The following is a 24,039-nucleotide window of genomic DNA, read 5'->3' as shown; positions in this document are numbered from 1 at the left end:
TTAGTTCTTCAAAGCAATATGAAGTTCCTGAAATCCGGCTTCTTCGATAGTCGATTTGATCTCTTGATACAGTTTGAAAGCTGTATCACCGTCTTGTAAGAGCAGCGGAACTATATTAGGGTGTTGCGCATGGATGACTGTTAGTTGCGAGCGTAACTCTTGGAGAGACATAGGAAGGTCATTGAGAGTAATGGTATGGTTTCGAAACACTTTAATTTCAGCTTGCTGAGACTCTTGTTTTTTAAAGGCTTGGTGTGAGGAAGATCCTGTGGCTAAAGAGATACGATCAATTTTAATAAGAGGCATGGCGATCATGAACGCCATCAAAATTACAAAGACGATATCGATCAGAGGAGTAAGACTGACACTAGGGTCTTCTTCTAGATCTTCGTAAACGAAGCGTTTCATAAGCTAGTTTGTCGATATTTGACTTCAATAGAGTTAAGTAAAAGAAAAGCAGTTTGCTCGATTTCCAGAGAGACTTGGAAGGCGTGGGCGCGTAGATAATTGAAACCTACTAGTGAGGGGATGGCAACAAATAGCCCTACAATAGTTGTTCCTAATGCTGTTGCTAAGCCTTCCATCATGATCGTCCCATTGGCTTGTCCGGTACTAATGTGCGCAAAAGCTAATAGAATCCCCCAAACGGTCCCTAATAGTCCTAGAAAAGGAGCGAGACTAATGGTCGTTGCTGGAATGAAGTTATTTTTATTTAAGAGAGCTCTATATTTCGGCATCACTGCATTAAAAAGCGTTTCCAACGATTGAATATCTTCCACGGAAAGCAAAGGAGTTCGTTCTGGAGCCAACTGTCTATTCTTATCTAGTAATTCCAGGGTTCCACGTTTGATAGTAAAATAGAGGTCTGTAAAAGGCGTGGATTCAGGATGAATATCTAAGGAGAGAGGAGAATGACGATTTTTTATTAAAAACTCTTTTAAAGATTTCCCTGATTTTAGAAATTTCTTTTGAATGGAGAGTTTCTGATGAAGGACTGTCCATGTACATATCGAAAGAGCGAACAGCGAAAAGAAAATGACCTTTCCAAAAAGATCGGCTTCTTGAAAGGACTGAATGATGGGATTATTTGCGAGTTGGAACATAAGGACGTAGACCTAACCAACGAGTTCCTAGACGATCCTAACAAATTTCTTGTATAGAACCAAGATCCTTTTTGGTATGTAATGAATTGCAAAAACAAAAACAACTCTTCTGTTGTTTGATGATTTGCTAAACCGGAGAGAGTGTTGTGTTTATGATTCGGCAATGGTATGGATTTTTTCTTTGCTTGCTGTTCAGCTATACGTCTTGTTTTGGTGTAGAAGAAAATAGTGGAAGAGCTACGCCTACAGTAGAACTTGTTAGTGAAAGCGAACAAGCTATTGAAGGAGAAGTGCTTCGTATCGGAGTATTGATTGCTATTCCAGAAGGAGAGCATATCTACTGGAAAAATCCAGGGAAGCTTGGAATGCCTTTGCGCATTTCTTGGGATTTGCCATCAGGATGTAGGTTGCTGGAGGAACATTGGCCGACTCCAGAGATTTTCGAAGAGGATGGGGTTGTTTATTTTGGTTATAAACATTCTACAATGGTGGTTGCGGATATTCGCGTTTCTAAAGAGATAGAAACGCGTCCATTGGAGATAAAAGCGCAAGTTGAATGGTTGTCTTGCGGTGCATCTTGTCTCCCAGGTTCTTCGTCAAGGGTTCTTGTGATTCCTATAGATGAGGGGCCGTTAATTCCTAATAGTAAAGAGACATTCACTTTTTCCCGTGCGTTAGCGGCTCAACCTCGACCTTTGGATGCTGCCATAAAGATTTCTTATCAGCCTGATGGCTTAGATGTTCTTGTGCCAGCAGGGAAAGCGGATCGGGCAACCCAGGCATGGTTCATTGCTGAAAACACGCGAGATTTTGCTTATGCTCAAGAGGTTCCTCTTGAGCAAGCGACTACGTACATATGGAAGTTGAAACATCCTGAAGGAAATATGCCTAAGGGTATTGGGTTGTCGGGGATTCTTATATTCAAGGATGATGCAGGGAAAGTAGTCGCTTCGTATCAAGTAGAAGAGAATCAAGTCGAACAGCTTTCGGCATTGAGCTGGAGGTTTCTCTCTATTCTTCTTATGGCTTTCATTGGTGGAATCTTATTAAACATCATGCCCTGTGTATTGCCTCTGATTACTTTGAAAGTATTTAGTTTAATTAAATCGGCGGCAGATCACCATTCTTCCTCTGTGATTGGAGGGATTGGGTTTACTTTAGGGGCTATTGTAAGCTTTTGGGGACTCGCTTTTTGTGCGTTTTTGTTAAAGGTTTTAGGGCAAAATATTGGATGGGGATTCCAGCTTCAAGAACCCATGTTTGTTGCCGTTTTAATTATTGTCTTCTTCTTATTTGCTCTGAGTTCGTTAGGCGTTTTTGAGATGGGAATAATTTGTCTGAGCCTAGGGAAAAAATTGCAAGAAGAGGGAGGGGCATCGGTAAGGAAGAATCAGATCTGGGGAGCTTTTTTCAATGGGATGTTGACTACCCTGGTTACAACTCCTTGCACTGGGCCTTTTCTTGGCTCTGTATTTGGATTAGTTATGGCAGTGTCTTTTGTTAAGCAGCTGGCAATTTTTACTGCTATAGGATTAGGAATGGCAAGTCCCTATCTATTATTTGCTTCTTTTCCGAAGATGCTAGCCATTTTACCTAAACCTGGTCCTTGGATGAGTACGTTTAAACAGTTGACTGGGTTTATGTTGCTTGCTACTGCAACTTGGCTTATCTGGATTTTTGGGGTAGAGACGAGTGCAACCGCTGTAACTATTCTTCTTGTAGGATTGTGGTTGGCTGCTGTAGGTGCATGGATTCTAGGGAGATGGGGAACCCTTGTATCTCCGCGTAATCAGCGGCTTCTTGCTTCCGTTGTATTCATTTTCTGTATTTTAAGTTCCTTAGTGATTACCTCTATAGGTGTCCGTTATTTTGATGAGAACGTCCCTCCTGCACATAGCTCTGATTGGCAATCTTTTTCTCCCGAAAAGCTAGCTGATTTACGCGAAAAAGGGATTCCAGTTTTTGTAAATTTCACTGCAAAGTGGTGTTTAACGTGTCAACTCAATAAGCCTCTTCTTCATGCCAATATGCAAGCTTTTGCTGCTAAGGGCGTAGTTACTTTAGAAGCAGATTGGACGAAAAAAGATCCAAAAATTACAGAAGAACTCGCTCGTTTAGGCCGAGCCAGTGTACCTTCTTATGTGTATTACCCTGCGGGGAACAAAGCTCCGCTTATTCTTCCAGAAAGATTATCGCAATCTGCTTTGGAAGAGATGGTTTTTTCTCAGTAGAACGATTCAAGTAGAAACATTTTCCGCTAAAAGGGCTTCTTCCTTCATGATCTTTGATTGAGAAAGATTGATTATGAGGGAAGTATGGAGATAGTCGACGCACATGTACATCTTTCATCCGAAGAGTTTATAGAGGATTTTGGAGATGTCGTTTTACGAGGCAAAACTGCAGGAGTGACTAGGGTAGTTAATGTAACGACTACAAAAGCTGAGTTGTTACGGTCTTTTGCTTATGCAGAAGCCTATCCTGATTGGATGTTTTATCATGTTGCTGGGACTCCTCCCCAGGATGCGCAGGATGATATAGAGGAAGATTTTCAAGAATTTTGTCGTGCTGCAGAAGGTGGGAAACTCGCTGCTATTGGAGAAGTTGGATTAGATTATTTATTTGCTGTGCAAGCCTCTGAACAAGAGCGACAAAAAGAAGTTCTTTGTCGTTATTTACAACTAGCTTTGCAGCACGAACTCCCTCTCGTTGTGCATTGCCGAGGAGCTTTCGAAGATTTTTTCCACATCCTAGATCATGTATATCGAGTGGATCAGCAAGCTAAACCTGGTATGTTGCATTGTTTTACAGGGACTTATGAAGAGGCGACAGAGTTATTAGCGCGCGATTGGTATATTTCTATTAGTGGCATTGTGACTTTTAAAAATGCTAAAAGCTTGCAGGATCTTGTAGAGAAGATTTCTTTAGAGAGATTATTAGTGGAAACAGACGCTCCTTACCTAGCTCCTACACCTTTACGAGGTAAGAGAAACGAACCAGCAAATATTGTGCATACCTTAGCGCGTATTGCTGAGATAAAAGGCATTTCTGTTTATGAATTGCAAGACGCTGTTAGTACAAATGTGCAACGTTGGTTACGAGGTTCCTAGAATTAGGGATGGAAGCCTTTCAGTTGAGGGATATAGCTGCTGTTTGTTAACGTCGCGATTAAGTGCGCTGTTCATCATGATGTTTGAGGAGGGCTCTTTATGGAAGGGCAGGAACCATGAGGGACAGCGAATAAGGAGGCGTTCATATGAGGAGGGAGATAGTACAAAAATCTTCTTACATTCGTTTCATTATATGATGTATTCATTCCGTATCGGGATGTGTGTTTACTTTATTTTTGTGTGAACATCTCCTTACAAATATCTTAGCCTCTTCTTTCTTAGCTAAAAGCCAAGGGTTCATTACCTTAGTGAATCTGTTTCACAAAATTCCTGGTCTAAAGGTAATTGAGATTACCTGTTTAGCTCTTCCGCTTGGTATTCATTCCATCATCGGATTTAGCTATCTTCTTTGAGGGAGAGAGAATTTTTTCTCTTCAGATGGAAGAACACCTACGTTACGGGAGGAATCTGGCATATACTCTACAGAGAATGACGGCATGGATTTTATTAGCCGGGCTGGCTTTTCATGTAATCCAGTTTCGATTTGTCTTGTATCCTATTCAGGTTACAATCCAAGGAAAGACTTTTTATGCTGTTTCTTTTGATGCGGCTCGATATCCCTCTGTTGTACAGGGAATAACAGGCTTCTTCATTATGAATGTTCCATTTGCTGAGGGAGGACCTCAAATTACGGAGCAGTTTTTACAAGAAAAAGACCGAGCTTTATTTGCATCACACAAGTCGTACATTTTTACTCCAGAAGCAGGGAAAGCTTTTCTCTATGCAGTAAGAAATGCTCTAGGATCTTTATGGATGGCAATTTTCTATACGCTTTTTGTTATAGCTGCTGTTTTCCATGGGTTTAATGGAGTATGGACGTTTGTCTCGCGATGGGGAATCATTATCTCTTCGCGCTATCTCCGATTATGTCAGATCTTATGTTACGTAGGGATGTGTGTTGTGATGGCTATGGGTATCAGCGTAATTTGGAATATGTATTTGTTATGATGAATCAGCGTTGTCGAGTCATTATCATTGGAGGAGGACTTGCTGGGCTATCTGCCGCTATGCAACTCGCAGATCGTGGTATTTTAGTAGAGCTGTTCTCTTTAACTAAGGTCAAGCGATCGCATTCTGTATGTGCACAGGGAGGAATTAATGCAGCCTTGAATCTCAAAGGAGAAAATGATTCCCCATACATTCATGCTTACGATACGATAAAAGGAGGGGATTTTTTAGCAGATCAGCCTCCTGTATTGGAAATGTGTTTAACCGCTCCACGCATTATTCATATGCTGGATAGGTTCGGGTGTCCATTTAACCGTGATGCAGATGGAAACCTCGATGTGCGGCGTTTCGGAGGGACTCTCTATCATCGCACAGTCTTTTGTGGAGCGTCCACAGGGCAGCAGTTAATGTACACCATGGATGAGCAGGTACGTCGTCGTGAATGTCAAGGGAAGATCATTAAAAGAGAAAATCATGAATTTGTTCGATTGATTACCAATACGGAAGGAAGAGCTTGTGGCGTTGTCGTCATGAATTTATTCAATCACCGTTTAGAGGTTATACAAGGTGATGCGGTGATTATTGCAACGGGTGGTTTGGGTGTCATTTTTAAAATGTCTACCAACTCGACTATCTGTACAGGAGCTGCAAATGGTCGATTATTCATGCAAGGCATGCACTATGCGAATCCTGAATTTATTCAAATTCATCCGACAGCAATTTCTGGACTAGATAAGTTGCGTTTGATTTCTGAATCGGTTCGTGGTGAAGGAGGAAGAGTTTGGGTGCCTGGGTGTTCATCCAAAACGATTATTTTCCCTGATGGTTCGCGACGCCCTTGCGGAGAGACAGGCAAGCCTTGGTATTTTCTAGAAGAGATGTATCCTGCTTACGGCAATTTAGTGAGTCGAGATGTCGGAGCGCGAGCTATTTTACAGGTATGTGAGGCAGGTCTGGGTATTGATGGTCGTCACGAAGTGTTTTTAGATGTAACCCATCTACCTGTGGAGACTCTGAATAAGCTAGAGGCTGTTTTAGATATCTATCATAAATTTACAGGTGAAGATCCTAAAAAAGTCCCTATGCGCATTTTTCCTGCGGTGCACTATTCTATGGGAGGCGCCTGGGTAGATTGGCCTGCCAGTGACGATAGGGATCGCGATAGTCGCTATCGACATATGACGAATATCCCAGGTTGTTTTAATTGTGGCGAGTCAGATTTTCAATATCATGGAGCCAATCGTTTAGGAGCTAATTCTTTGTTAGCGTGTTTATACGCTGGGTTAGTCGCAGGAGATGAAGCGGCACGATTTGTGGAATCGTTCGGAAGTTGTATCTATTCCCAACAAGATCTTAATCAAGCTTTGCAACAAGAGCTAGAGATCTCTCGAGAGATTCTCTCTCGTCAAGGAGGAGAAAATGCATTTGCTTTGCATGAAGAGATCGCGCGAGTCATGGTCAGTAATGTGACCGTGAAAAGGGAGAACAAGGCTCTTGAAGAAACTCTACACAAGTTAAAGGAGTTTAGAGAAAGAATAAAAAAAGTTTCGGTACACGATTCTTCTCGATTTGCGAATAAAACGTTTCATTTTGTTCGACAAATGGAACCTATGTTAGAGCTTGCACTAGCTATCACGACAGGAGCTTTATTAAGAAACGAATTTCGAGGGTCTCATTACAAACCAGAATTTTCGAAACGAGATGATGTGAATTGGTTAAAAACTACGATCGCTACATATTCTGTAGATGAGCCAGAAATTTCATATAAGAAAGTAGATACCCGCTATGTGAATCCAGAATTACGAGATTACACTCGACAGGGAGCAAAAGATGTCGTGCTAGAGAATATTCCAGCGAATATTCATTTCCCGATATAGGAGGCTAATTTGAAAGAGACATTTATTTTGAATATTTATAGAGGCGTTCCTGGGAAATAATATTGGGAAAGTTTTGAGTTGGAACTACACCCAGGGGAGAATGTGATCAGTACTCTCATGGAAATTGAAAAGAATCCTGTAAATATTCATGGAGAGCGTGTGGATCCTGTTGTTTGGGAACAGGCTTGTCTAGAAGAGGTTTGTGGCTCTTGTGCAGTTTCAGTGAATGGTATTCCAAGACAAGCTTGCACTGCATTAATTCATGAGCATATAGATGCTAAAAGAGAGATCAAGTTAGCCCCTCTTTCTAAGTTCCCTTTAGTGCGAGATTTGATTGTAGATCGCTCTGTTATGTTCAAAAATTTAGAAGAGATTCAAGGATGGATTTCTGCAGAGAAATGTGGGGAAGGCGCAGGCCCTAAAATCTCTCAAGAAGAGCAAACTTTAATGTACTCTTTGTCGATGTGTATGACTTGTGGCTGTTGCACGGAAGCCTGCCCACAAGTAAATGAAAAAAGTGATTTTATGGGGCCAGCCGCTATTGCGCAAGCGCGTTATTTTAACGCTTATCCTGGAGAGAAACGTCGAGAGAGTCGGTTACGAGCATTGATGGGTACCCGAGGAATAGAGGGATGTGGGCAGGCTCATAATTGTGTGCGAGTATGTCCTAAAAAGTTGCCTTTAACAGAAAGCATTTCAGCTATGGGATGTGAGGTTTCCCGTTTTTCTTTGCGAGCATTATTTTCCTCGTTATTCAAGAAAAAAACAGAGGAATAACAGAGAGTTTTTTGGAGATAGGGACTCTTAAGTTTCGAAGATTGCATCGCAATTTTATTCCATGGTAAAGGGAGAGAAAAAACTCCTTTCTTCGTCATGTCTCGTTTGGACGTTTCTGTATTTGATTCCTTAGCTAATAAAGAAAAAGCTTCCTTACTGGAGGAGGTTTTGTGTGGTGAGAACCTGCAAGATTTCACAACGTATAGCAAAGTTGCTTTAGCAAAAAAAAATCTTGCTATTGCAAGGAAGTTAGCCAGTTATATTCTGAATGAAGAAGGAGATTTGGAGCTTAGTCGAGTTGTTGAAAGTATTCAGCTGTTGACGAAATGTTTATATCCCTTAGGACCGTATCGCCAGGAAGAAGGGCCGATTCGTGAGCATGTATTAAAGATGCTGGAGTTTTTACGGGATGATCAAGAAATTAAAAATCGTTTTCGAAGGTTTTTTGTACCTTCTTACGCTAGAGTTCAAGATTTAATTCGGAATACGTTAGCGTTGCCCGCTAGTGAGACAGTAACCGTACGGCATGTACGTGAAGCCGCTTTAGTCGCATTATTTACCTATTTGCGACAAGATGTCGGATCTTGTTTCGCAACAGCATTAGCAATTCTTATCCATCGGGAGTATCCATTATTATTTATTCGTGATTTGGAAGATTTATTATCTTCCGGGAAAATATCCCGTATCGTTGGTGATCGAGAGATTTCCGTTCCGATCAATCTTCTACCGTGTGTAGGAGATTTATTTAAGCCTATTTGTGTAATGGATTTATATCCCAATCCTGTGGCTACTCTTGCTGCTTCGTCAGATTTACAAGCAGCATTCGTAGCTTCTGGCATATTTCCAACAACAGGGGATATCGCAGGTGAGGTGCAAACGCTACTAGCTAATGAGTTTATCTATCAAAAAGTTCAGGATATTCATGGGAAGATAACAGCTCATGATGTCATTCAGGATAGTTTGTTACATCACTATCAGCTTTCTCTTTCTACAGTGCAAGCTTCCGTTTTGCAGGAAGGTTTCCGTAAAGAGCGAGGGGATGGTACGGTTTTGTTGTCTACGAATAGTCAACGTGTACTTAGCTATTTAGAATCTCACGAGCAAGCAAAACTGGGATTTATTCGTGATACACAGAATGTATTATTGAAATCGTGGGAATATACGTTAGCAACGTTAGCAGATGCGAGTCAAACAACAACCACCAAGCATTTACAAATTGCTTTAGGTTGGACCAGTGATGATGAGGATGGTTTACGTGAAATTATACGTAGATTTTTAGCAGAAGAAGTAGCTACGACACAAGCCTTTGCAGGACAATGTGAAGAGACGTATCAAGAAGCAAAAGCGCAGTTAGAATATGTGGAAAGTCGGATGCGTAATCCGATCAATAAACAAGATAGCCAAATTCTGGCTATGGATCATGTGCGTTTTCGACAAGAATTGAATCAAGCTTTACAAGATTGGAATGCTGCGCAAGAGAAGCTGAAAAAAATGATCATGCTACCAGACTTTCTCTTGTCTTTTTATTCACGAGAAATCCCTAACTATTTCCGTAGCGTATACGATGCTTTTATTAGAGAGTTTTCTGGGAATTATCAAGATGTTCCTGCGGGCTTTCGTATATTATTTACCTATGGGAGGAGTCATCCTAACACGTGGGAGCCGATTTATTCTATCGAAGAATTTATTCATGCTTTGACGGAGTTTTTTACTTCTATAGAAGGAGATCTCCTAGCGAAGCATAATGTTTCTGGATTAGAAAAAGAAACTTCTATTCTTTTGCATCGTATTGTATCGGCTTTACATGAACCTCGTTTTCAGGAGGCTGCAATGGAAAGGATCTTGAAAGCTTATAATTGTCCTATTCCACAGGGGATTTTCCAGCATTTAGATCAAGTTACGCATACCCCTTGGGTTTATGTTTCTGGAGGAACAGTAACGACTTTAGTAGGCGATTATTTTGAAAATTCGAAACCACTCGTCAAACTAGAAAAATTGCCTGCGGATCCGCATGAGTTGGCAGCATTTTTTGCTGATGCATTGAAAGATCTTCCTGAGGCTGTGAAAGATTATGTAGAAAATGGGGATCATTCTTTATTAGCAGCAGCCCCTTCGCATGTGTTTTCTGTTATGGCAGGAGCTCCGTTATTTAGAGATGCATGGACTAATGATTGGTATAGCTATACTTGGCTGAGAGATGTGTGGCTTTCTAAGCATCAGGATTTTTTGAAGCGTACTCTTTTCGATAAATCGGCAATATATGCGTTTATTACACGTTTCTGTACACGGTATTATCTCCAAGAACTTACCCAAGATTTCTTATATTTTTGTGATGATCTCTCGTTATCTATTCCTGAATTCTATGAAAAGAGCTCGCGTTTCTTTCAGTCGACTGTTCATGATGAGAAAGTAGTAGCTACTTTACAGAAATATTTAGCGAGCCAGTTCGTACATGAAGCGCCTTATGTTTCTGAACAGCAGTTACCCCAGATTATCAGTGATCTTTCTTCTTATTTAGGGATTTCTTCTCGGATATCCTATGATCGATTCGCTACCCTACTAGAAGAGAATGTAGGGAAGCATTCGCTATTATCTTCCTCGGATCTCAGACATCTGTATAAAGGTTTATTAATGGCTGGGTATCAGCGTGTTTATCATGAAGAAGATCTTTCTATGAGGCTGATTGCTGCTATGCGTCACTATGGGTTAGCCTATCCTGCTCCGCTTCTTTTTGGTGATACGAATTGGGCTTACCGGTATTTTGGTTTTATTTTGCATCCTGGAACCCAAGAGATGGATTTGTGGGAATTTAATTATTTAGGATTGGTAGGACGTCCTTCAGAAAATAAAGAACGATGGTTTGTTGTTCGAGATCCTTGGGCGTTGTATCCGAATCCCATAGATTACGGAATGGCCCCTCCACCAGGCTATCGAAGTGGATTGCCGAAAGGCTTTTTTTAGTTAGAGAGAGACTGTTAGATAAAGGATAAAAAGCCTACAGCTCCATCGATCTGCGTTTGATTTTTACTTCTCAGCATCGTTGTTAACATCTCTGCAAAGTTTTCAGAATTGAGTGGAGCGAGAGGATCTTTTAGTAATGCTTCTATAGGGAGTGTTTTCAAGTACTGAATGATGTGGGGCCCTCCAGTAAGGCAAACAAGGATATCTCCGGTCTCAATACGTTGTTGTTCTGACATCGTGAGGAGATGTTCTTGTCGTTTTATGAATAGAGTTGGAGGATTAGCACCTTCTGTTAGAACAGACAATGACTTGGAAGAAAGGTCGTATTCAAGACAAGCTATAGAAATAGAAGCTTCATTGCCTACAGTTGTTTCATCAAAGCTTCGCATCGTTTTATGGCAAATAGAAGGTAATGAGTAGCCTAAACTTGCATACGTTAGGAATAAACTGCGGGCAGAGAGTGCGTAGAGATAAGAAGGCAGTCCGATATCTCCAGCTATTCCAATCACTCCGAAGAGGCGATCTTTTTCAGGAGTGGCAACCCAACCATAAAAATATCCGGTTTGTTGTTCTCCTTGTAAATAATGCAAAGAGAAAGTTCCTCCTGGGAGAGAATTCGAACGTTGACAGAGAAGGGTATCTTTTAAGGAAGAGAGAAGAGCAAGCTCTTTTTGTAATAAATTTCCGGAAATATATTCTATTTCAGCTTTTTCTTTGACGTTCAGCAGAAGAAGTAAAGTACAGTTAAAAATATTCCCCAGTTCATTGATTTCATAGCCATAAGGTTGCGGCTCATAGCGGACATTATGGTTGCCTTTCCACGCGGATTCCATACTGACAGAAAGCTCTTGTAAGGGACGATTTAATCGTTTGCTAGTGCAAGAGAGCACCCATCCCATCAAAGAAAAAGCGAGGATATAGAATAAGATTACGTTGATGGGAAGCCGTAAGGCTTGTGTAATGCAAGTGGATAGAGGGATCAGCGCAAGAGAATGGGTATGTGGTATAGGCTGCCAAGGAGATAAATAGGCTAAGAAAGTTTTCCCGTGTATGGAAACTTTTAACAGCTCTTTAGCTTTAAATAATTCAGGAGAAGGTTCTAAAGGATAAGAAGCTTTTTCTGAAGAGAGAGCGGGATATCCTTCCATGGAGAGAGAAAAAGCTCCATTTTGAAAAGGAGATGAGTTTGAAAAGAGAAGTTCTCCCTTATGGTTGAGATAGCAAAGAAGATCTTGATAGGATTGTTTGTTATGGAAGAGATAGTTGCGTAGTTTTTGCATCGAATAGAAAGCAATTACCCAGCCGGCTAATGAGGGGTCTTCGTAGATAGGAAGTGGTTCTGCAAAAATAAGGTAATGATCTTCGGTGTCTGGGCGTTCAGAAATAGAGATAAGGCTAGCATTCCCAGGATTTTGGATAAGCTTATCACGTATTTCTGGATGAGCTTTTATATAACGAACAAAAGGATCCCGAGGATTCTTTGTACGGATGCTATCGTTAGCGGAAGAAAGTAGGCAGAGGGATAAATCGGTATCTCCGAGAGCAATCATCTCACTATAAGCTTCAGTGAAAAAATCATGTGAGGTTGTGAGGGTTTTTAATGCTAACGTTTCCGCTAAACGTTTCAGAAAAATATTTTGAATGGCGATTTTCTTTTCGAGTTCTAAATTAAAGTTCATGGTGCGGGTATGCAGATCCTGAATGATCGTTGTTTTAACAGCCACGAAGGAAAAGAAAGAAAGGACAACGAGATTGAGAAGGAGAGGAGCAGGAATCACTAGGAAAAGAAAAAGAAGGATTCTTTTGGTGAATGTCTGTCTCATTCCGCACCTAAAACATATATTTTAGAGAAGATAACTGAAAAAAGCTTCTTAACGGCACGATAAAGAAGTAGAAAGGAAAAAATCTACAAGGATTCGTTAGGGAAGTTTTTAAGATATGCGAAGACTAATAAGCGGAAGGTTCCTTAGGTATTTTCAAAACGAGTAAAGTGATATCGTCATGTTGTGGGCAATCTTTCACAAAAGACTTAATAGAGAACATGATAGATTGGATGGCTTCTTCGGCACTTTGTTTCGTCAACGAAGCCACTAATGCTTTTAAGCGTTCTTCTCCAAACATCTCTCCATGCTTATTGCTTGCTTCAGTCACCCCATCGGTATAGAGCACTAAAAGAGACTCCTCTTCAAGAACGAGAGTGTAAGCAGGGTGAGGAGGAACTTCAGGTAAAAATCCTAAGGCCATACCAGGATGCGACAGGAAAGAGATATCTCCATTAGGAGCTCGGAGACACGCTGGGTTGTGGCCACAAGAATAGTATTCTAGTTCTCGTGTTGCGTAATGATAACAATAAATGCATAGTGTTACAAACATCCCAGATTCAGCTGTCTGTTGATAGAAGAGAGCAGCTGTTTGTTGAACGGCTTCTTGAATAGAGGAGAGCTCACTCAAAAAGGTATGTAACATGTTTTTCAGGAATAAGGAGTAGGTGCACGCATTGACTCCTTTCCCGGAAGCATCAGCAACGATTAGAAAGAGTTTAGCTTGGGGACCTTCGCCTATAACAAAGATATCAAAGAAATCTCCTCCTACCGTAATTGCAGGAATATAGGCTTTAGCGATTTCTGTAGTTGGGGAATCAGGCAGCTGGTTAGGAAGCAGGCGTTGTTGAGCTTCTTCTCCTAGTCGTAATGCATTTTGTGCATGCTGTTTGATCTCGAAATTTTTTTCTGCTAAAGATTGCTGTTGCAAAAGGCTTTGCACCATGGAGTTAAAGATTTCTCCTAGATGATTAATTTCAAAGCCCAGAGAATCGGGTTCATATGGATGGTGTTGATTGCGACGAGTTTCCATCATGGCCGTAGCCAGCTTCCGGATAGGCTTGGATAAGCGTTTTGCAACTAAAAAAGCTGTAATGCTTCCTAAAAGTACGCAACAAAAATAAGCAAAGTACAGTAAGGTTCGTCGCCATAAAGAAGCAAAAATTATAGATTTTTCTTCATAAGTCAATATGCGGAAATCCATCTCAGGTAGAGAGTGGATATATCCCCACATTTCTGTGTTCCCAATGCAAAATGAAACGAAATTCTCGCCATAAGGAAGAGGATCGAGATTTAAAGGGGGGCGTAGTAAGAGATGAGGGGGGCAGATATCATCGCGAAGGAAAACATCACAAAATTGCTCTTTAGAAACCGTTTTGTGTATCGATACAAGATCTAAAGAGGAATCTGTTGCTTGAAGAATGATGCCATTTTTAGAGAGAATTGCAGTTTTTACGGAGAGAGGATCTTTAGCTGCAAGTAATCCATTTAATAAATAGTTGGTATCCGAAAGGGTATAGAGTACGCCAAGGACTTCTTGAGAGCTGATATCAAAAATATTCGTTTGTAAGACAGCCAGAACCTGAGAATCGGAACCGGAATGTCGCAAAGTAGCGAGAAATGGTTGAGAATCTGATAGGAAAATCTCTTGGTTATAGTTTTTACCAAGTTGTTCGATGCGGCTAGAAGCAACGACTCTAAAGTTCCCATCAGCCTCTTTTTTTACTAGAGAAATCTCTTTATAAGTGGAGTGAAAGATCTTCTCCATTTCTTTACTTAGAGCAAGATCCGGTTCAGCAGGGACTCCTCTGTCTAGATCAAAAATTTCTGAAAAGAGAGCCAGGATATCAATATTTAAAGGAATAGTTTGTTGTAAAGTGTGAGCTTTAAATAAAGCATTTTCTCGCAGATCGGAAGTGATAGAGGAGAGTGTTTTCTTGTATTGCTGAAGGTTCAATTGCAAGATATTGATCCCTAAGGGGAACATAATAGCGGCCACACAGATAAGCCATAAACGAAAACCTATCGTGCGTGTGAAGGAGATCATGGAATATTTATTCTCATGAATAGAGATGGTCATTTCTCTTTTTTTCCCCAGAGGAGCTTAATAAAGTTGTACATACTCTCCCAGAGAAAAATCCTCAAGCAAAGAGGGGGGAAGGGATCTTATAAGCAATCCCTTCCCAGCTATTTTTTCGAAGTTTCCCTATGCTTTAGAAAAGGGATTTGAATCTTGGAATAGAGCTTCTGGACCCATCTCTTCTTCAATTGCCATTAGACGGTTATACTTAGCGATACGCTCAGAACGGGAAAGAGACCCTGTTTTAATCTGACCTGTATTAAAAGCGACAGCAAGGTCTGCTATGGTAGTATCTTCTGTTTCTCCTGATCTATGCGAAAGAATGGTAGCGTAGCCTTGTATAGTTGCTAAACGAATAGCTTCTGCAGTTTCTGTAAGTGTTCCAATTTGGTTTGGTTTGATGAGAACGGCATTGGCAAGTCCTTGAGCGATTCCTTCAGCAATCAATGCAGAATTCGTCACAAATAGGTCGTCTCCAACTAGTTGCACACGATCTCCTAAAGTCTCGGATAGGAGTTTCCAGCCCTCAAAATCTTCTTCGGCTAGCCCATCTTCGATAGAATCTATAGGATAGTGCTCACAGAGTTCTGCAAGTATACCCACTTGATCTGCATACGATTTCCCATCATAGGTTTTATCTTGGGTATTATAGAAAGAAGAAGCAGCGCAGTCGAGAGCTAAAGAAATATCTTCTCTAGGTGTGAATCCTGCAGTTTCGATTGCTGTTAAGAGTAGATCCAGAGCTTCGGCATTAGAGGCAAGATTAGGAGCAAATCCGCCTTCATCACCAACACCTGTAGCCAGCTGTCGATTCTGTAAGATTTTTTTTAAGGCGTTGAAGACTTCTGCTCCCATCCGCACAGCCTCTGTTAGAGAAGGAGCGCTAATTGGACGAATCATAAATTCTTGGAATTGGAGACCATTTGTAGCATGCATACCGCCATTGATAAGATTCATCATAGGGCAAGGAAGCACATGCGAGAAAGATCCACCAAGATACCGATATAAAGGTCTCTGTAAAGTATTTGCAGCAGCTTTTGCTAATGCTAGGGAGACTCCAAGAATCGCATTAGCTCCTAACTTTTCTTTGTTCGGAGTTCCATCAGCATCAATCATAATCGCATCAGCTGTAATTTGGTCAAATACGCTGAATCCTTGTAAAGCGGGCATCAGCACTTTTTCGACATTAGAAATGGCTTGTAAGACCCCTTTCCCTTGGTAACGTTTAGGATCTTTGTCACGCAGTTCCAAAGCTTCCTTGATGCCTGTAGATGCTCCAGAAGGAACGCACGCTTCACCAAAGGTTCCTGTATTAGTGATGACTTTAACACATAATGTGGGATAGCCTCGAGAATCTAAAATTTCTCTCGCTTCTATATCGGAGATGACGACATCAAACATAACAAGATCCTTGTCTAGAACGGTTAATGAAAGCAGTTCGCTCGTTTTATCTAATTTCCTCCGATGAGCATGTATGACCGCAATACAAAGAGAAGGCTCGGAGGGAGATTCCCTTAGTAGAAAAGGATCATAGCGAGGGATTCAATTCTGTGGTATCCTTTTCAGTCCCCATTTTCTTCTTCTCCTTTTTGAAAGAGGAGCTGTTTTTTTGCTGCATTCATCAAATCACGGTACTTTACAGCTTCATCGAATTGGAACTCCTGAGCTGCTTGATACATGGCTTCCTCATAGGTTTTTATAGAGGCTTCCAACTCTTTCGAAGATTGCATTTTTAAACGAGTTTCTTCTTGACCAGCTTCTTTAGTAATCGGATTAGCTAAGATCGGTTTAATAATAGGTTGCGGAGTGATTTTATGTTGTTGATTGTAATCGAGCTGTATTTTTCTGCGTCGTTCTGTTTCTTTGAGCATATGATCCATAGATGGAGTGATGCGGTCTGCATAGCAAATCACTTTCCCATGAATATTACGAGCTGCGCGTCCACAAAATTGAATAAGAGAGGCGCTACTACGTAAAAACCCTTCTTTATCTGCATCAAGAATCGCTACCAATGAAACTTCTGGTAGATCAATCCCTTCACGAAGAAGATTGACACCAATCAATACATCGATATTCCCTAATCGCAAATCAGTAAGGATCTGCGTTCTTTCTGCTGTTTCAATTCCTGAGTGCAGATATGTAGCAGCAATGCCTAGCTCTGCGAGGAAGGCAGCGATATCTTCAGCTAATTTTTTTGTTACGGAGATAACAAGGATTTTTTCTTGATCTTTACGGAGCCGTTGACGGATTTCTTCTAAGAGATCATCGATTTGTCCTTTAGCTGGGCGAATCTCTGGTAAGGGATCAGGAATTCCTGTAGGGCGAATGATTTGTTCGATGATATGTCCACGACTTTCTTGAATTTCCAGATCTCCAGGAGTTGCGGATACATAAATTACACGATGAAAATAACGACGAGCTTCTTCATAGGTGAGCGGTCTGTTATCGAAAGCCGACGGGAGTCGGAATCCATATTCTACTAGCGACTGTTTGCGAGACTGATCTCCTCGATACATAGCACGTAATTGTGGAAGAGTTTGGTGAGATTCATCGATAATTAAAAGAAAATCATCTGGGAAATAGTCTAGGAGGCAGGTTGGCGGCTCTCCAGGAGCAGCCCCTGTAAAATGCCGGGAATAATTCTCGATTCCTTTGCAAAATCCAATTTCTTTAATCATTTCGATATCATGCGTGGTACGTTGAAAGAGGCGTTCTTGTTCTACAGGACGTCCTTCAAAAAAAAGCATGCGTTGCTCGAGTTCTTCTCGGATTGTGCGGATCGCTTGTTCTCGAACAGCTTCCGGAGTTACATAGTGCGACCCTGGATAGAGAGTGATGGACGAGGTGGTATGGGAGGGGATCATAGTTAATGGATCCACATACTCTATCGAAATAAGCGTATCGTTCATGAATTCGAGTCGTACAGCAAGATCGCTTTCATAGGCCAAGAAGATATCAATGACACTTCCGCGTTCACGAAAGGCACTCCGTTGTGGTGTAGAGGAGGCCTGATAGTGCATGCGTACGAGTTGAGAAGAGAGTTGCGATCGAGGGTATTCTTTACCAACTTCTAATGTGAGAGCCATAGAAGAGTAGTTATCAGGAGATCCTATTCCATAGATGCAAGAAATAGAGGAAACGATAAGAGTATCTCGGCGTTCTAAGATAGAACGTGTTGCTGAAAGGCGGAGCTTATCAATTTCATCATTGATAAGAAGGCTTTTTTCAATGTACGTATCACTACGAGCGATATAGGCTTCAGGCTGGTAGTAATCATAGTAGGAAATAAAATATTCGACTGCATTTTCTGGAAAGAAGGCTTTAAATTCTTGGTACAGCTGGGCAGCGAGAGTTTTATTATGAGCAAGTACCAGAGTGGGAACATTCACGTTAGCAATAACATTTGCCATGGTGAAAGTCTTTCCGGATCCAGTGGTTCCTAAGAGAACTTGTGCAGGGACTCCATCTGTAATCCCTTGGGATAGTCTGCGAATTGCTTCGGGCTGATCTCCACAAGGGAGGAAAGGAGCATGTAATACAAATTGCTGTTTCAGAACTCCTCCTCCCACACAATGGATAGTTGTTAAGATTTTTTATTTAGAAGAGGCTAGAATAGTCCGCCATTTCCGGCTTAATCCTAGATGGTCATGCACCTCTTCCATGGTTTCTCGAGCTACGGTACGCATTTTTTCCGTTCCTTGTTGCAAGGCTTCCTCGAGAAATTTAGGCTGAGCAACTAATTCACTACGTTTTTCTCGGAAAGGATTTAAGAAAAGATTGATTTCTTCTGCTAAACGAGCTTTTACTTCTACATCTCTAATGCATCCTTGACGATAGCGAGTCTTAAACTCTTCTACTTCTTCCTTATGAGGATTAAAAAGATCGTGGTAGATAAATAAAGGGTTCCCTTCCACTCTTCCTGGGGTTGTCGCGTGAATCCGATTAGGATCCGTGTACAGTTTTCGTATTTTTTCTTGTACTGTCTTTGCGTCATCCGAAAGATAAATGGCGTTATTCGCGGATTTACTCATTTTCCCTTGACCATTGGTTCCTACAAGGGCTGTCAGTTCTCCTTGCAGAATATCGGGTTCTGGAAACACTTCCCCATAGAGCCGATTGAATGTTTTGGCAATATCACGAGTCAGCTCTACATGAGCCTCATTATCTTTCCCAACAGGAACAAGATGTGCTTTAGCAAGTAGAATATCTGCACTTTGTAATACAGGGTATCCTATAAGTCCATGCGATAGGCTTTCTTCATTTAGAGAAGCATTACGGGCCATTTCTTTGATGCTAGGAATACCCATAATGTGATTCAACGGGGTAAGCATGGAAAAAATGAGATTTAATTCATAAATCTCAGGGATAGCCGATTGCAGGTAGATTGCGGATTTTTCAGGATCAATTCCTACGCTAAGCCAGTCGGCAAGAACGTCATAAATATGATTATCTATTTGAAGGATTTCTTCTTTGCGCGTTTTAGTAGTTAGCGTGTGCAAATCTGCTATAATGAAGAAACAATCATAGCGAGAGTCATTTTGTAGCTGGAGACGATTCATAATGGAGCCGATCCAATGCCCTAGGTGAAGTTTCCCAGTAGGGCGATCTCCGGTAAGAACGCGTTTTTTTTTCATAGCTGACTCACGAGGCGGGACCCTGTTTGGGAAAAAACCTCGCTCCTTGCTTTTTCTTTAATTCTTAATTTATCGATGCAAGACATCTCTGGATTTTTACGAAAAATAAGCCCCTAAAGCCTGCTTTTTAAAAATAGTCTGATTCAGGGGCTATGTAACATCATCTTTAGAAAGATGATTGTTAGGAAGGATTATAGATTACACAGATTTCGTTAATTCTTCAAAGTGAGCGCGTAAAGAATCGAGATCTTCTTGGATTTCTTGGAGATTTTTTTCTCCGATAGGATTTTTTTGCGCTTCAAGCAGACGAGACAGTAAGTGGCGGATGAGATGGCAGGTATTTTGTACATCCGTCATGAGTAGAAATTCCTGCCCATCAACTCGAGAGAGTCGGTTTAAAAATACGCAGCGTTCCTGTTGAGCTAGCATATCGGAAGTAATGAAATTGATGAATTCACCGCGCTCATGGATATCCTTCGCAACACGAATCGGCATCATAAATTGTACAATTAGACTTTGTGCAGATTGTTTCTGTCCTGCAGGTAGCTCTTGCAACAACTTCCCATTGATCAACATCTCAAATAAAAAATTTGCAAGCTCCTGTTGTCCTTGTGCGCAGTTAAACACTACATTTTGGAATTCTCTAAACGTTGTATACCCAATAGGCGTGGCAAAAATTCTTTTTAAATTGCCTTCCAAAAGCAGGAACGTGTTGTTATCGATTTCTAGAGTTTTGGGTTTCGTCGTCATTACGGGATACCTTAGTGTTAGAAAGAAGGTTAGTTGTAACTTTTTGTAACTTTTTAATCAATTTTTCCAGGGAGAGGAGCTCTTCTTGAGAAATGTCTGTACATCGCTGTAATAATTTTGTTCCTTTTGCAAAAAAAGAAAAGGCTTGTTGGGCAAGGGATGATTGACGTCGATCGGTAGGAAGTAGCGGAAATTCTCTACGGATAATTTCTAGGAGTTCTCCACGAGTTTCACCTTGATAGTTACGGATAATTTCCTCTTTTTTCTCTTGCGAGCCTTCTCGAGAAGCTAGTGTATACACTGCTTGTCGAGGCAGTCTTTCTAACTCGAGTTTAAGAGTGTCTGGAAGAGCTGAGAATAGCTCGTAATAAACAAGAAAATTATAAGGTGTCTGCCGATTCCCATAGGTGAGTAAGAGCCAAGCTGAAAAAACTCCTTCTCGATAGGTTTTTAATAATTCACGAACTTTCTTGATTCGCTCACCATGGAGAAGGATAGCTTGATGATGAATCTGTTTAACCTGAGCAGATAAGTGACACAGTTGTTGGAGATCGTTATGGGAGATTTCCTTAGAAAAGGAGTACTCTTCTAGTAATTGACGGAATCTAGCTTCCTCTTGCGAAGAGAGTTTAGGATTAGTAAACCCATTTAGAAAAGGAGAAAGCTTTCCTTCTAAACGCTTTTTAGCGAGGGATTCCATTTTATCGGGTGTAGGTTTCTTAAAGCGATTCTCTAAAAGGGTTTTAATATTTCCCATAACGTTAGATGTTCCTTAACAAAAATAGCAGTTCTTCAGTTAATTTTAGATAGTCTTCCGAGGCTCGTGCTGAAGGGGCTGTGGAGAAAACAGGTTTCCCATGGATAGCGGCTTCTGAGATAGTAATATCTCTGCGTATGCGCGTGTTAAGAAGTTTCCCAGGGAACGTTTTTTGAATTAGCTCTGTGAAGGCTGCGTTATTTTTCCCTCTGTAATTCCAAAAAGATAGCGTGACTCCTAAAATATTGAGAGGGTGTCGCGATGAGATCCCTTGAATAAAGGTGGCAAGCCTTTCTAAGCCTTTAACACTATAGAATTCTGGTGTAGCGCAGATGAGTGCATGCTGAGCAGCGATTAGAGCTGATTCTGTGAGCCAACATAAAGAAGGAGGTGTGTCGATAATGACATAGTCGTATCGATGTTCTATCTTAGAAAGAATAATCTTTAATCGTTCATGAGAATAACGATCAGCAGCCAAAGATCCAGAGACTTCCACACGTTCCAACCAAGTATCGGCAGGGATGAGATCTAATCCTGAGGAATCAATAGGACGGATGACCTCTTCTATGTTTTTTTCTCCTTGTAGAACAACAGCAAGGCTATCATAACAATCAGGATCTAGGCCTAATCCTGCCGTAAGATTCGCTTGTGCATCGAAATCGATGAGTAGAACGCGTGCTTTATGATATTGCGCTAATGCGGCTCCTAAATGGAGGGTTGTAGAGGTTTTTGCTGTGCCGCCTTTGAAACTATTAACAGCGATTGTTTTCATGTTTATCACGAGGTGAAGCCCTTGTAGGGGAGGAAGCCTCGCTCCTTTTTAGTTGCTTTAATTCCTTTATATTGATTTGTCCATAAGCATGGACGAATGAGGTTAAAGGAGATGAATAAAGTAAGAAAGCTCTCCAGATACCTCTTTTCTATATTATTGGGTACAGTATCCCTCCGGTAGAAAAGTCTATTTTTAGGGATAAGTCTTTTGTAAACGGAACAGGATTACTGTAGCAACTACCATGGGAAGAAAAATCGTATAGTTAACTCGATGAGATTTTAGAGCCCTGGACCTGCCTGTTTTATTCTTATTTAGAATTTTTTGCTACAGCGAACATGTTATAAAGGTTTCGGCTATTTGAAATCCATGATCGTTTGTAAGGAGATTGGCAAGGATGTGTGAAAAGAAATAATGGGCTTGCATAGGCAGAATCTATGCAAGCCCGGCCTTCTATAAGGAAGGAGTCAAGGATAAAGAGCGAAGCTCTTCAAGAATAACATGAGAGAACTGTTCGACAGCAATATCGTTCAACACACGATTGTCTCGTGTGCGCACTGCTAGTAAGTGGGTCTCTAATTCCTTATCTCCAATGGTGATCATGTAATTCACTTGCATGTTTTGCGCATTGCGAATTTTCTTACTAACAGACTCATTAGATGAATCAACAGAGACAATGATTCCCATTTGGCTGAAATGTTTTGCCAATTCTTGGGCACGAGCCTCGTGGCGATCTGCGACGGTAATAATGCGAACATGCTCTGGACTTAGCCACAAAGGGAACCGTCCTTTGAAATGTTCGATTAAAATGCCTAAGAATCGCTCAATAGATCCAAACAAAGCTCTATGGAGCATAATAGGTGTACTTTTCTCTCCTTGTGCATTTGTGTACTTCAGATCGAATCGTTCCGGCAGGAACATATCTAACTGAATCGTTCCACATTGCCAAGTCCTGTTGATCGCATCTTTTACATGGATATCGATTTTTGGACCGTAAAAGGCTCCTTCTCCTGGGCTTATGATAAAAGGTTTTTGCGATTTAACGAGAGCTCTTTTCAAAGCCTTTGTTGCAAGTTCCCAAAGATCATCGCTTCCAATGGTTCCTTGTTCAGGACGAGTGGAAAGTTCTAAGTGATACTCGAGTCCAAAAGTTCCATAGAGTTCGGAAACAAGGTTTAGGATATTGAGTGTTTCCTCTTCAACTTGCTCAGGTGTTAAAAATACGTGTGCGTCATCTTGATGGAAAGTACGCACTCGCATCAAGCCTGATAGAGCTCCAGAAAGCTCGTGTCTATGTACATGGCCGATTTCTGCAATCCGTAAGGGGAATTCTCGGTAGCTGTGTAGCTGGGTTTTATAGTACAGCATGCAGCCAGGACAATTCATGGGTTTAATTGCATAATCTTCTTCATCTACGGTGAGGGTATACATGTTTTCTTTGTAATTTTCCCAATGGCCAGAGATCTCCCATAACTCTCTATTCATGAGTTGGGGAGTTTGGATTTGCTGATAGCCAGCACGCTGATGAAGGCGTTTCCAGTAGTCAACTAAAGCGTTCCAAACAACCATACCCCGAGGATGGAAAAAAGGCATTCCAGCAGAACAAGTTTGTTGAGAGAACAGATCTAACTTTGTTCCAAGAACTCGATGGTCGCGTTTTTTTGCTTCTTCTAGCTGATGAAGATGTTCTTTCAGTTCCTTGGTCGTAGGGAAAGAGACTCCATATATTCGAATCAGCGATTCTCTAGAAGGGTCACCTTTCCAATAAGCAGAAGATGTGCGTAATAGCTTGAAAGCTTTAACAGGAGCTGTCGAAGGAAGGTGCGGGCCTCGACATAAATCCAAGAATTCTCCTTGCGTATACGCGGAAATTTCTACTTCTTCAGGAAGCTCAGCAATGAGCTCTGCTTTAAAGGGATTTTGAGAAAAATAGGCAAGAGCAGCTTCTTTGTCTGGGAAAACCTGACGCGAGATAGGGAATTTTTCTTCTGCGATCGTTTTGGCCATAGCTTCTATAGCCGGGAAATCTTCTTCGCTGATGGAAAGATTGGCAAAATCATAGTAGAACCCTTGATCGATGACTGGACCAATCGTTGGCTGTGCCGAAGGCCATAAGCGTAGAACGGCTTGAGCTAGAATATGTGCTGAAGTGTGTAAAAAGATTTCTCTACCTTTAGGATCATCCCAAGTGAGGAATAGAACGGTATCACCGTCTTGTAAGGTGGTGGAAAGATCCTTTTCTTGATCATTAATAAGGGCCCCTGCAAAGCAATGAGATTGTTTCATCTTATTTGCAAGATCCATCGCCGAGGCGCCTTCTGGTAGTTCGAAAGCTTCTTGATTGCAAGTTACGTGGATCATTCCTTCTCCATAAATAAAAAATTTACTGCAAACCG

At 41.2% G+C, this 24,039-nt stretch carries 17 protein-coding genes and 1 pseudogene; 7 read left to right on the top strand and 11 right to left on the bottom strand.

Going from position 1 to position 24,039, the window contains the following annotated elements; translation table 11 throughout:
• Together CTA_RS03230 and CTA_RS03225 are read right to left on the bottom strand one after the other, a co-directional pair.
• Positions 1 to 408 carry an ExbD/TolR family protein gene (locus CTA_RS03230; RefSeq protein WP_009871964.1) on the bottom strand — a complete coding sequence of 136 codons (408 nt, stop codon included), beginning with the start codon at positions 406 to 408 and terminating at the stop codon, positions 1 to 3.
• A complete protein-coding gene (locus tag CTA_RS03225) occupies positions 405 to 1,103 on the bottom strand; it encodes a MotA/TolQ/ExbB proton channel family protein (protein ID WP_009871963.1) in 699 nt (232 codons plus the stop codon). Before CTA_RS03225 ends, CTA_RS03230 begins: the two co-directional genes overlap by 4 nt.
• Before the next feature lie 152 nt (positions 1,104 to 1,255).
• Here CTA_RS03225 and CTA_RS03220 point away from each other — a divergent pair, with 152 nt between their 5' ends.
• The 7 genes and pseudogenes from CTA_RS03220 to CTA_RS03190 all read left to right on the top strand — a co-directional run bounded on the left by CTA_RS03220 (position 1,256) and on the right by CTA_RS03190 (position 10,833).
• A complete protein-coding gene (locus CTA_RS03220) occupies positions 1,256 to 3,334 on the top strand; it encodes a protein-disulfide reductase DsbD family protein (protein ID WP_011324786.1) in 2,079 nt (692 codons plus the stop codon).
• 84 nt (positions 3,335 to 3,418) lie between these two features.
• Entirely contained in the window at positions 3,419 to 4,210 is a 792-nt protein-coding gene (locus CTA_RS03215; RefSeq protein ID WP_009871961.1) for a TatD family hydrolase, read from the top strand.
• Between the two features lie 221 nt (positions 4,211 to 4,431).
• Positions 4,432 to 4,623: a succinate dehydrogenase cytochrome b558 subunit gene (locus tag CTA_RS04965; protein WP_009871960.1), complete on the top strand. Its 192-nt coding sequence runs from the start codon at positions 4,432 to 4,434 to the stop codon at positions 4,621 to 4,623.
• A gap of 25 nt (positions 4,624 to 4,648) precedes the next feature.
• Positions 4,649 to 5,218: a succinate dehydrogenase gene (locus CTA_RS03205; protein ID WP_009871959.1), complete on the top strand. Its 570-nt coding sequence runs from the start codon at positions 4,649 to 4,651 to the stop codon at positions 5,216 to 5,218.
• Positions 5,215 to 7,095 carry a succinate dehydrogenase flavoprotein subunit gene (gene sdhA / locus CTA_RS03200; RefSeq protein WP_011324785.1) on the top strand — a complete coding sequence of 627 codons (1,881 nt, stop codon included), beginning with the start codon at positions 5,215 to 5,217 and terminating at the stop codon, positions 7,093 to 7,095. The genes CTA_RS03205 and sdhA overlap by 4 nt, the downstream gene beginning before the upstream one ends.
• Before the next feature lie 9 nt (positions 7,096 to 7,104).
• Positions 7,105 to 7,872: pseudogene (gene sdhB, locus CTA_RS03195) on the top strand (succinate dehydrogenase iron-sulfur subunit).
• Between the two features lie 96 nt (positions 7,873 to 7,968).
• Positions 7,969 to 10,833 carry a hypothetical protein gene (locus CTA_RS03190; RefSeq protein WP_011324784.1) on the top strand — a complete coding sequence of 955 codons (2,865 nt, stop codon included), beginning with the start codon at positions 7,969 to 7,971 and terminating at the stop codon, positions 10,831 to 10,833.
• Positions 10,834 to 10,847: 14 nt separating this feature from the next.
• Here CTA_RS03190 and CTA_RS03185 read toward each other — a convergent pair whose 3' ends face one another.
• The 9 genes from CTA_RS03185 to thrS form a co-directional block, all read right to left on the bottom strand.
• Entirely contained in the window at positions 10,848 to 12,656 is a 1,809-nt protein-coding gene (locus CTA_RS03185) for a PP2C family serine/threonine-protein phosphatase (protein WP_009871955.1), read from the bottom strand.
• Between the two features lie 124 nt (positions 12,657 to 12,780).
• Entirely contained in the window at positions 12,781 to 14,733 is a 1,953-nt protein-coding gene (rsbU, locus tag CTA_RS03180; protein WP_011324783.1) for a phosphoserine phosphatase RsbU, read from the bottom strand.
• 126 nt (positions 14,734 to 14,859) lie between these two features.
• On the bottom strand, positions 14,860 to 16,134 hold the full coding sequence (eno, locus tag CTA_RS03175) for a phosphopyruvate hydratase (RefSeq protein WP_009871953.1): 1,275 nt from the start codon (positions 16,132 to 16,134) through the stop codon (positions 14,860 to 14,862).
• Between the two features lie 161 nt (positions 16,135 to 16,295).
• Positions 16,296 to 18,302 carry an excinuclease ABC subunit UvrB gene (gene uvrB / locus CTA_RS03170; RefSeq protein WP_011324782.1) on the bottom strand — a complete coding sequence of 669 codons (2,007 nt, stop codon included), beginning with the start codon at positions 18,300 to 18,302 and terminating at the stop codon, positions 16,296 to 16,298.
• 24 nt (positions 18,303 to 18,326) lie between these two features.
• The gene (trpS, locus tag CTA_RS03165) at positions 18,327 to 19,367 is read right to left on the bottom strand and encodes a tryptophan--tRNA ligase (RefSeq protein WP_009871951.1); all 1,041 of its coding nucleotides are present in this window, start codon (positions 19,365 to 19,367) and stop codon (positions 18,327 to 18,329) included.
• Positions 19,368 to 19,565: 198 nt separating this feature from the next.
• The gene (locus tag CTA_RS03160; RefSeq protein WP_009871950.1) at positions 19,566 to 20,117 is read right to left on the bottom strand and encodes a CT584/Cpn0803 family type III secretion system protein; all 552 of its coding nucleotides are present in this window, start codon (positions 20,115 to 20,117) and stop codon (positions 19,566 to 19,568) included.
• Complete coding sequence (locus CTA_RS03155) at positions 20,083 to 20,874, bottom strand: pGP6-D family virulence protein (RefSeq protein ID WP_011324781.1); 792 nt, start codon at positions 20,872 to 20,874, stop codon at positions 20,083 to 20,085. Before CTA_RS03155 ends, CTA_RS03160 begins: the two co-directional genes overlap by 35 nt.
• Before the next feature lie 4 nt (positions 20,875 to 20,878).
• Positions 20,879 to 21,646, bottom strand: a complete 768-nt coding sequence (locus tag CTA_RS03150; protein ID WP_009871948.1) for a ParA family protein — start codon at positions 21,644 to 21,646, stop codon at positions 20,879 to 20,881.
• Between the two features lie 450 nt (positions 21,647 to 22,096).
• Entirely contained in the window at positions 22,097 to 24,004 is a 1,908-nt protein-coding gene (gene thrS, locus CTA_RS03145; RefSeq protein WP_009871947.1) for a threonine--tRNA ligase, read from the bottom strand.
• Positions 24,005 to 24,039 lie beyond the last annotated feature (35 nt).

It is taken from the genome of Chlamydia trachomatis A/HAR-13 (assembly GCF_000012125.1).
Taxonomy (GTDB): Bacteria; Chlamydiota; Chlamydiia; order Chlamydiales; family Chlamydiaceae; genus Chlamydia; species Chlamydia trachomatis.
This window is presented reverse-complemented; position numbering and strand designations above follow the sequence as displayed.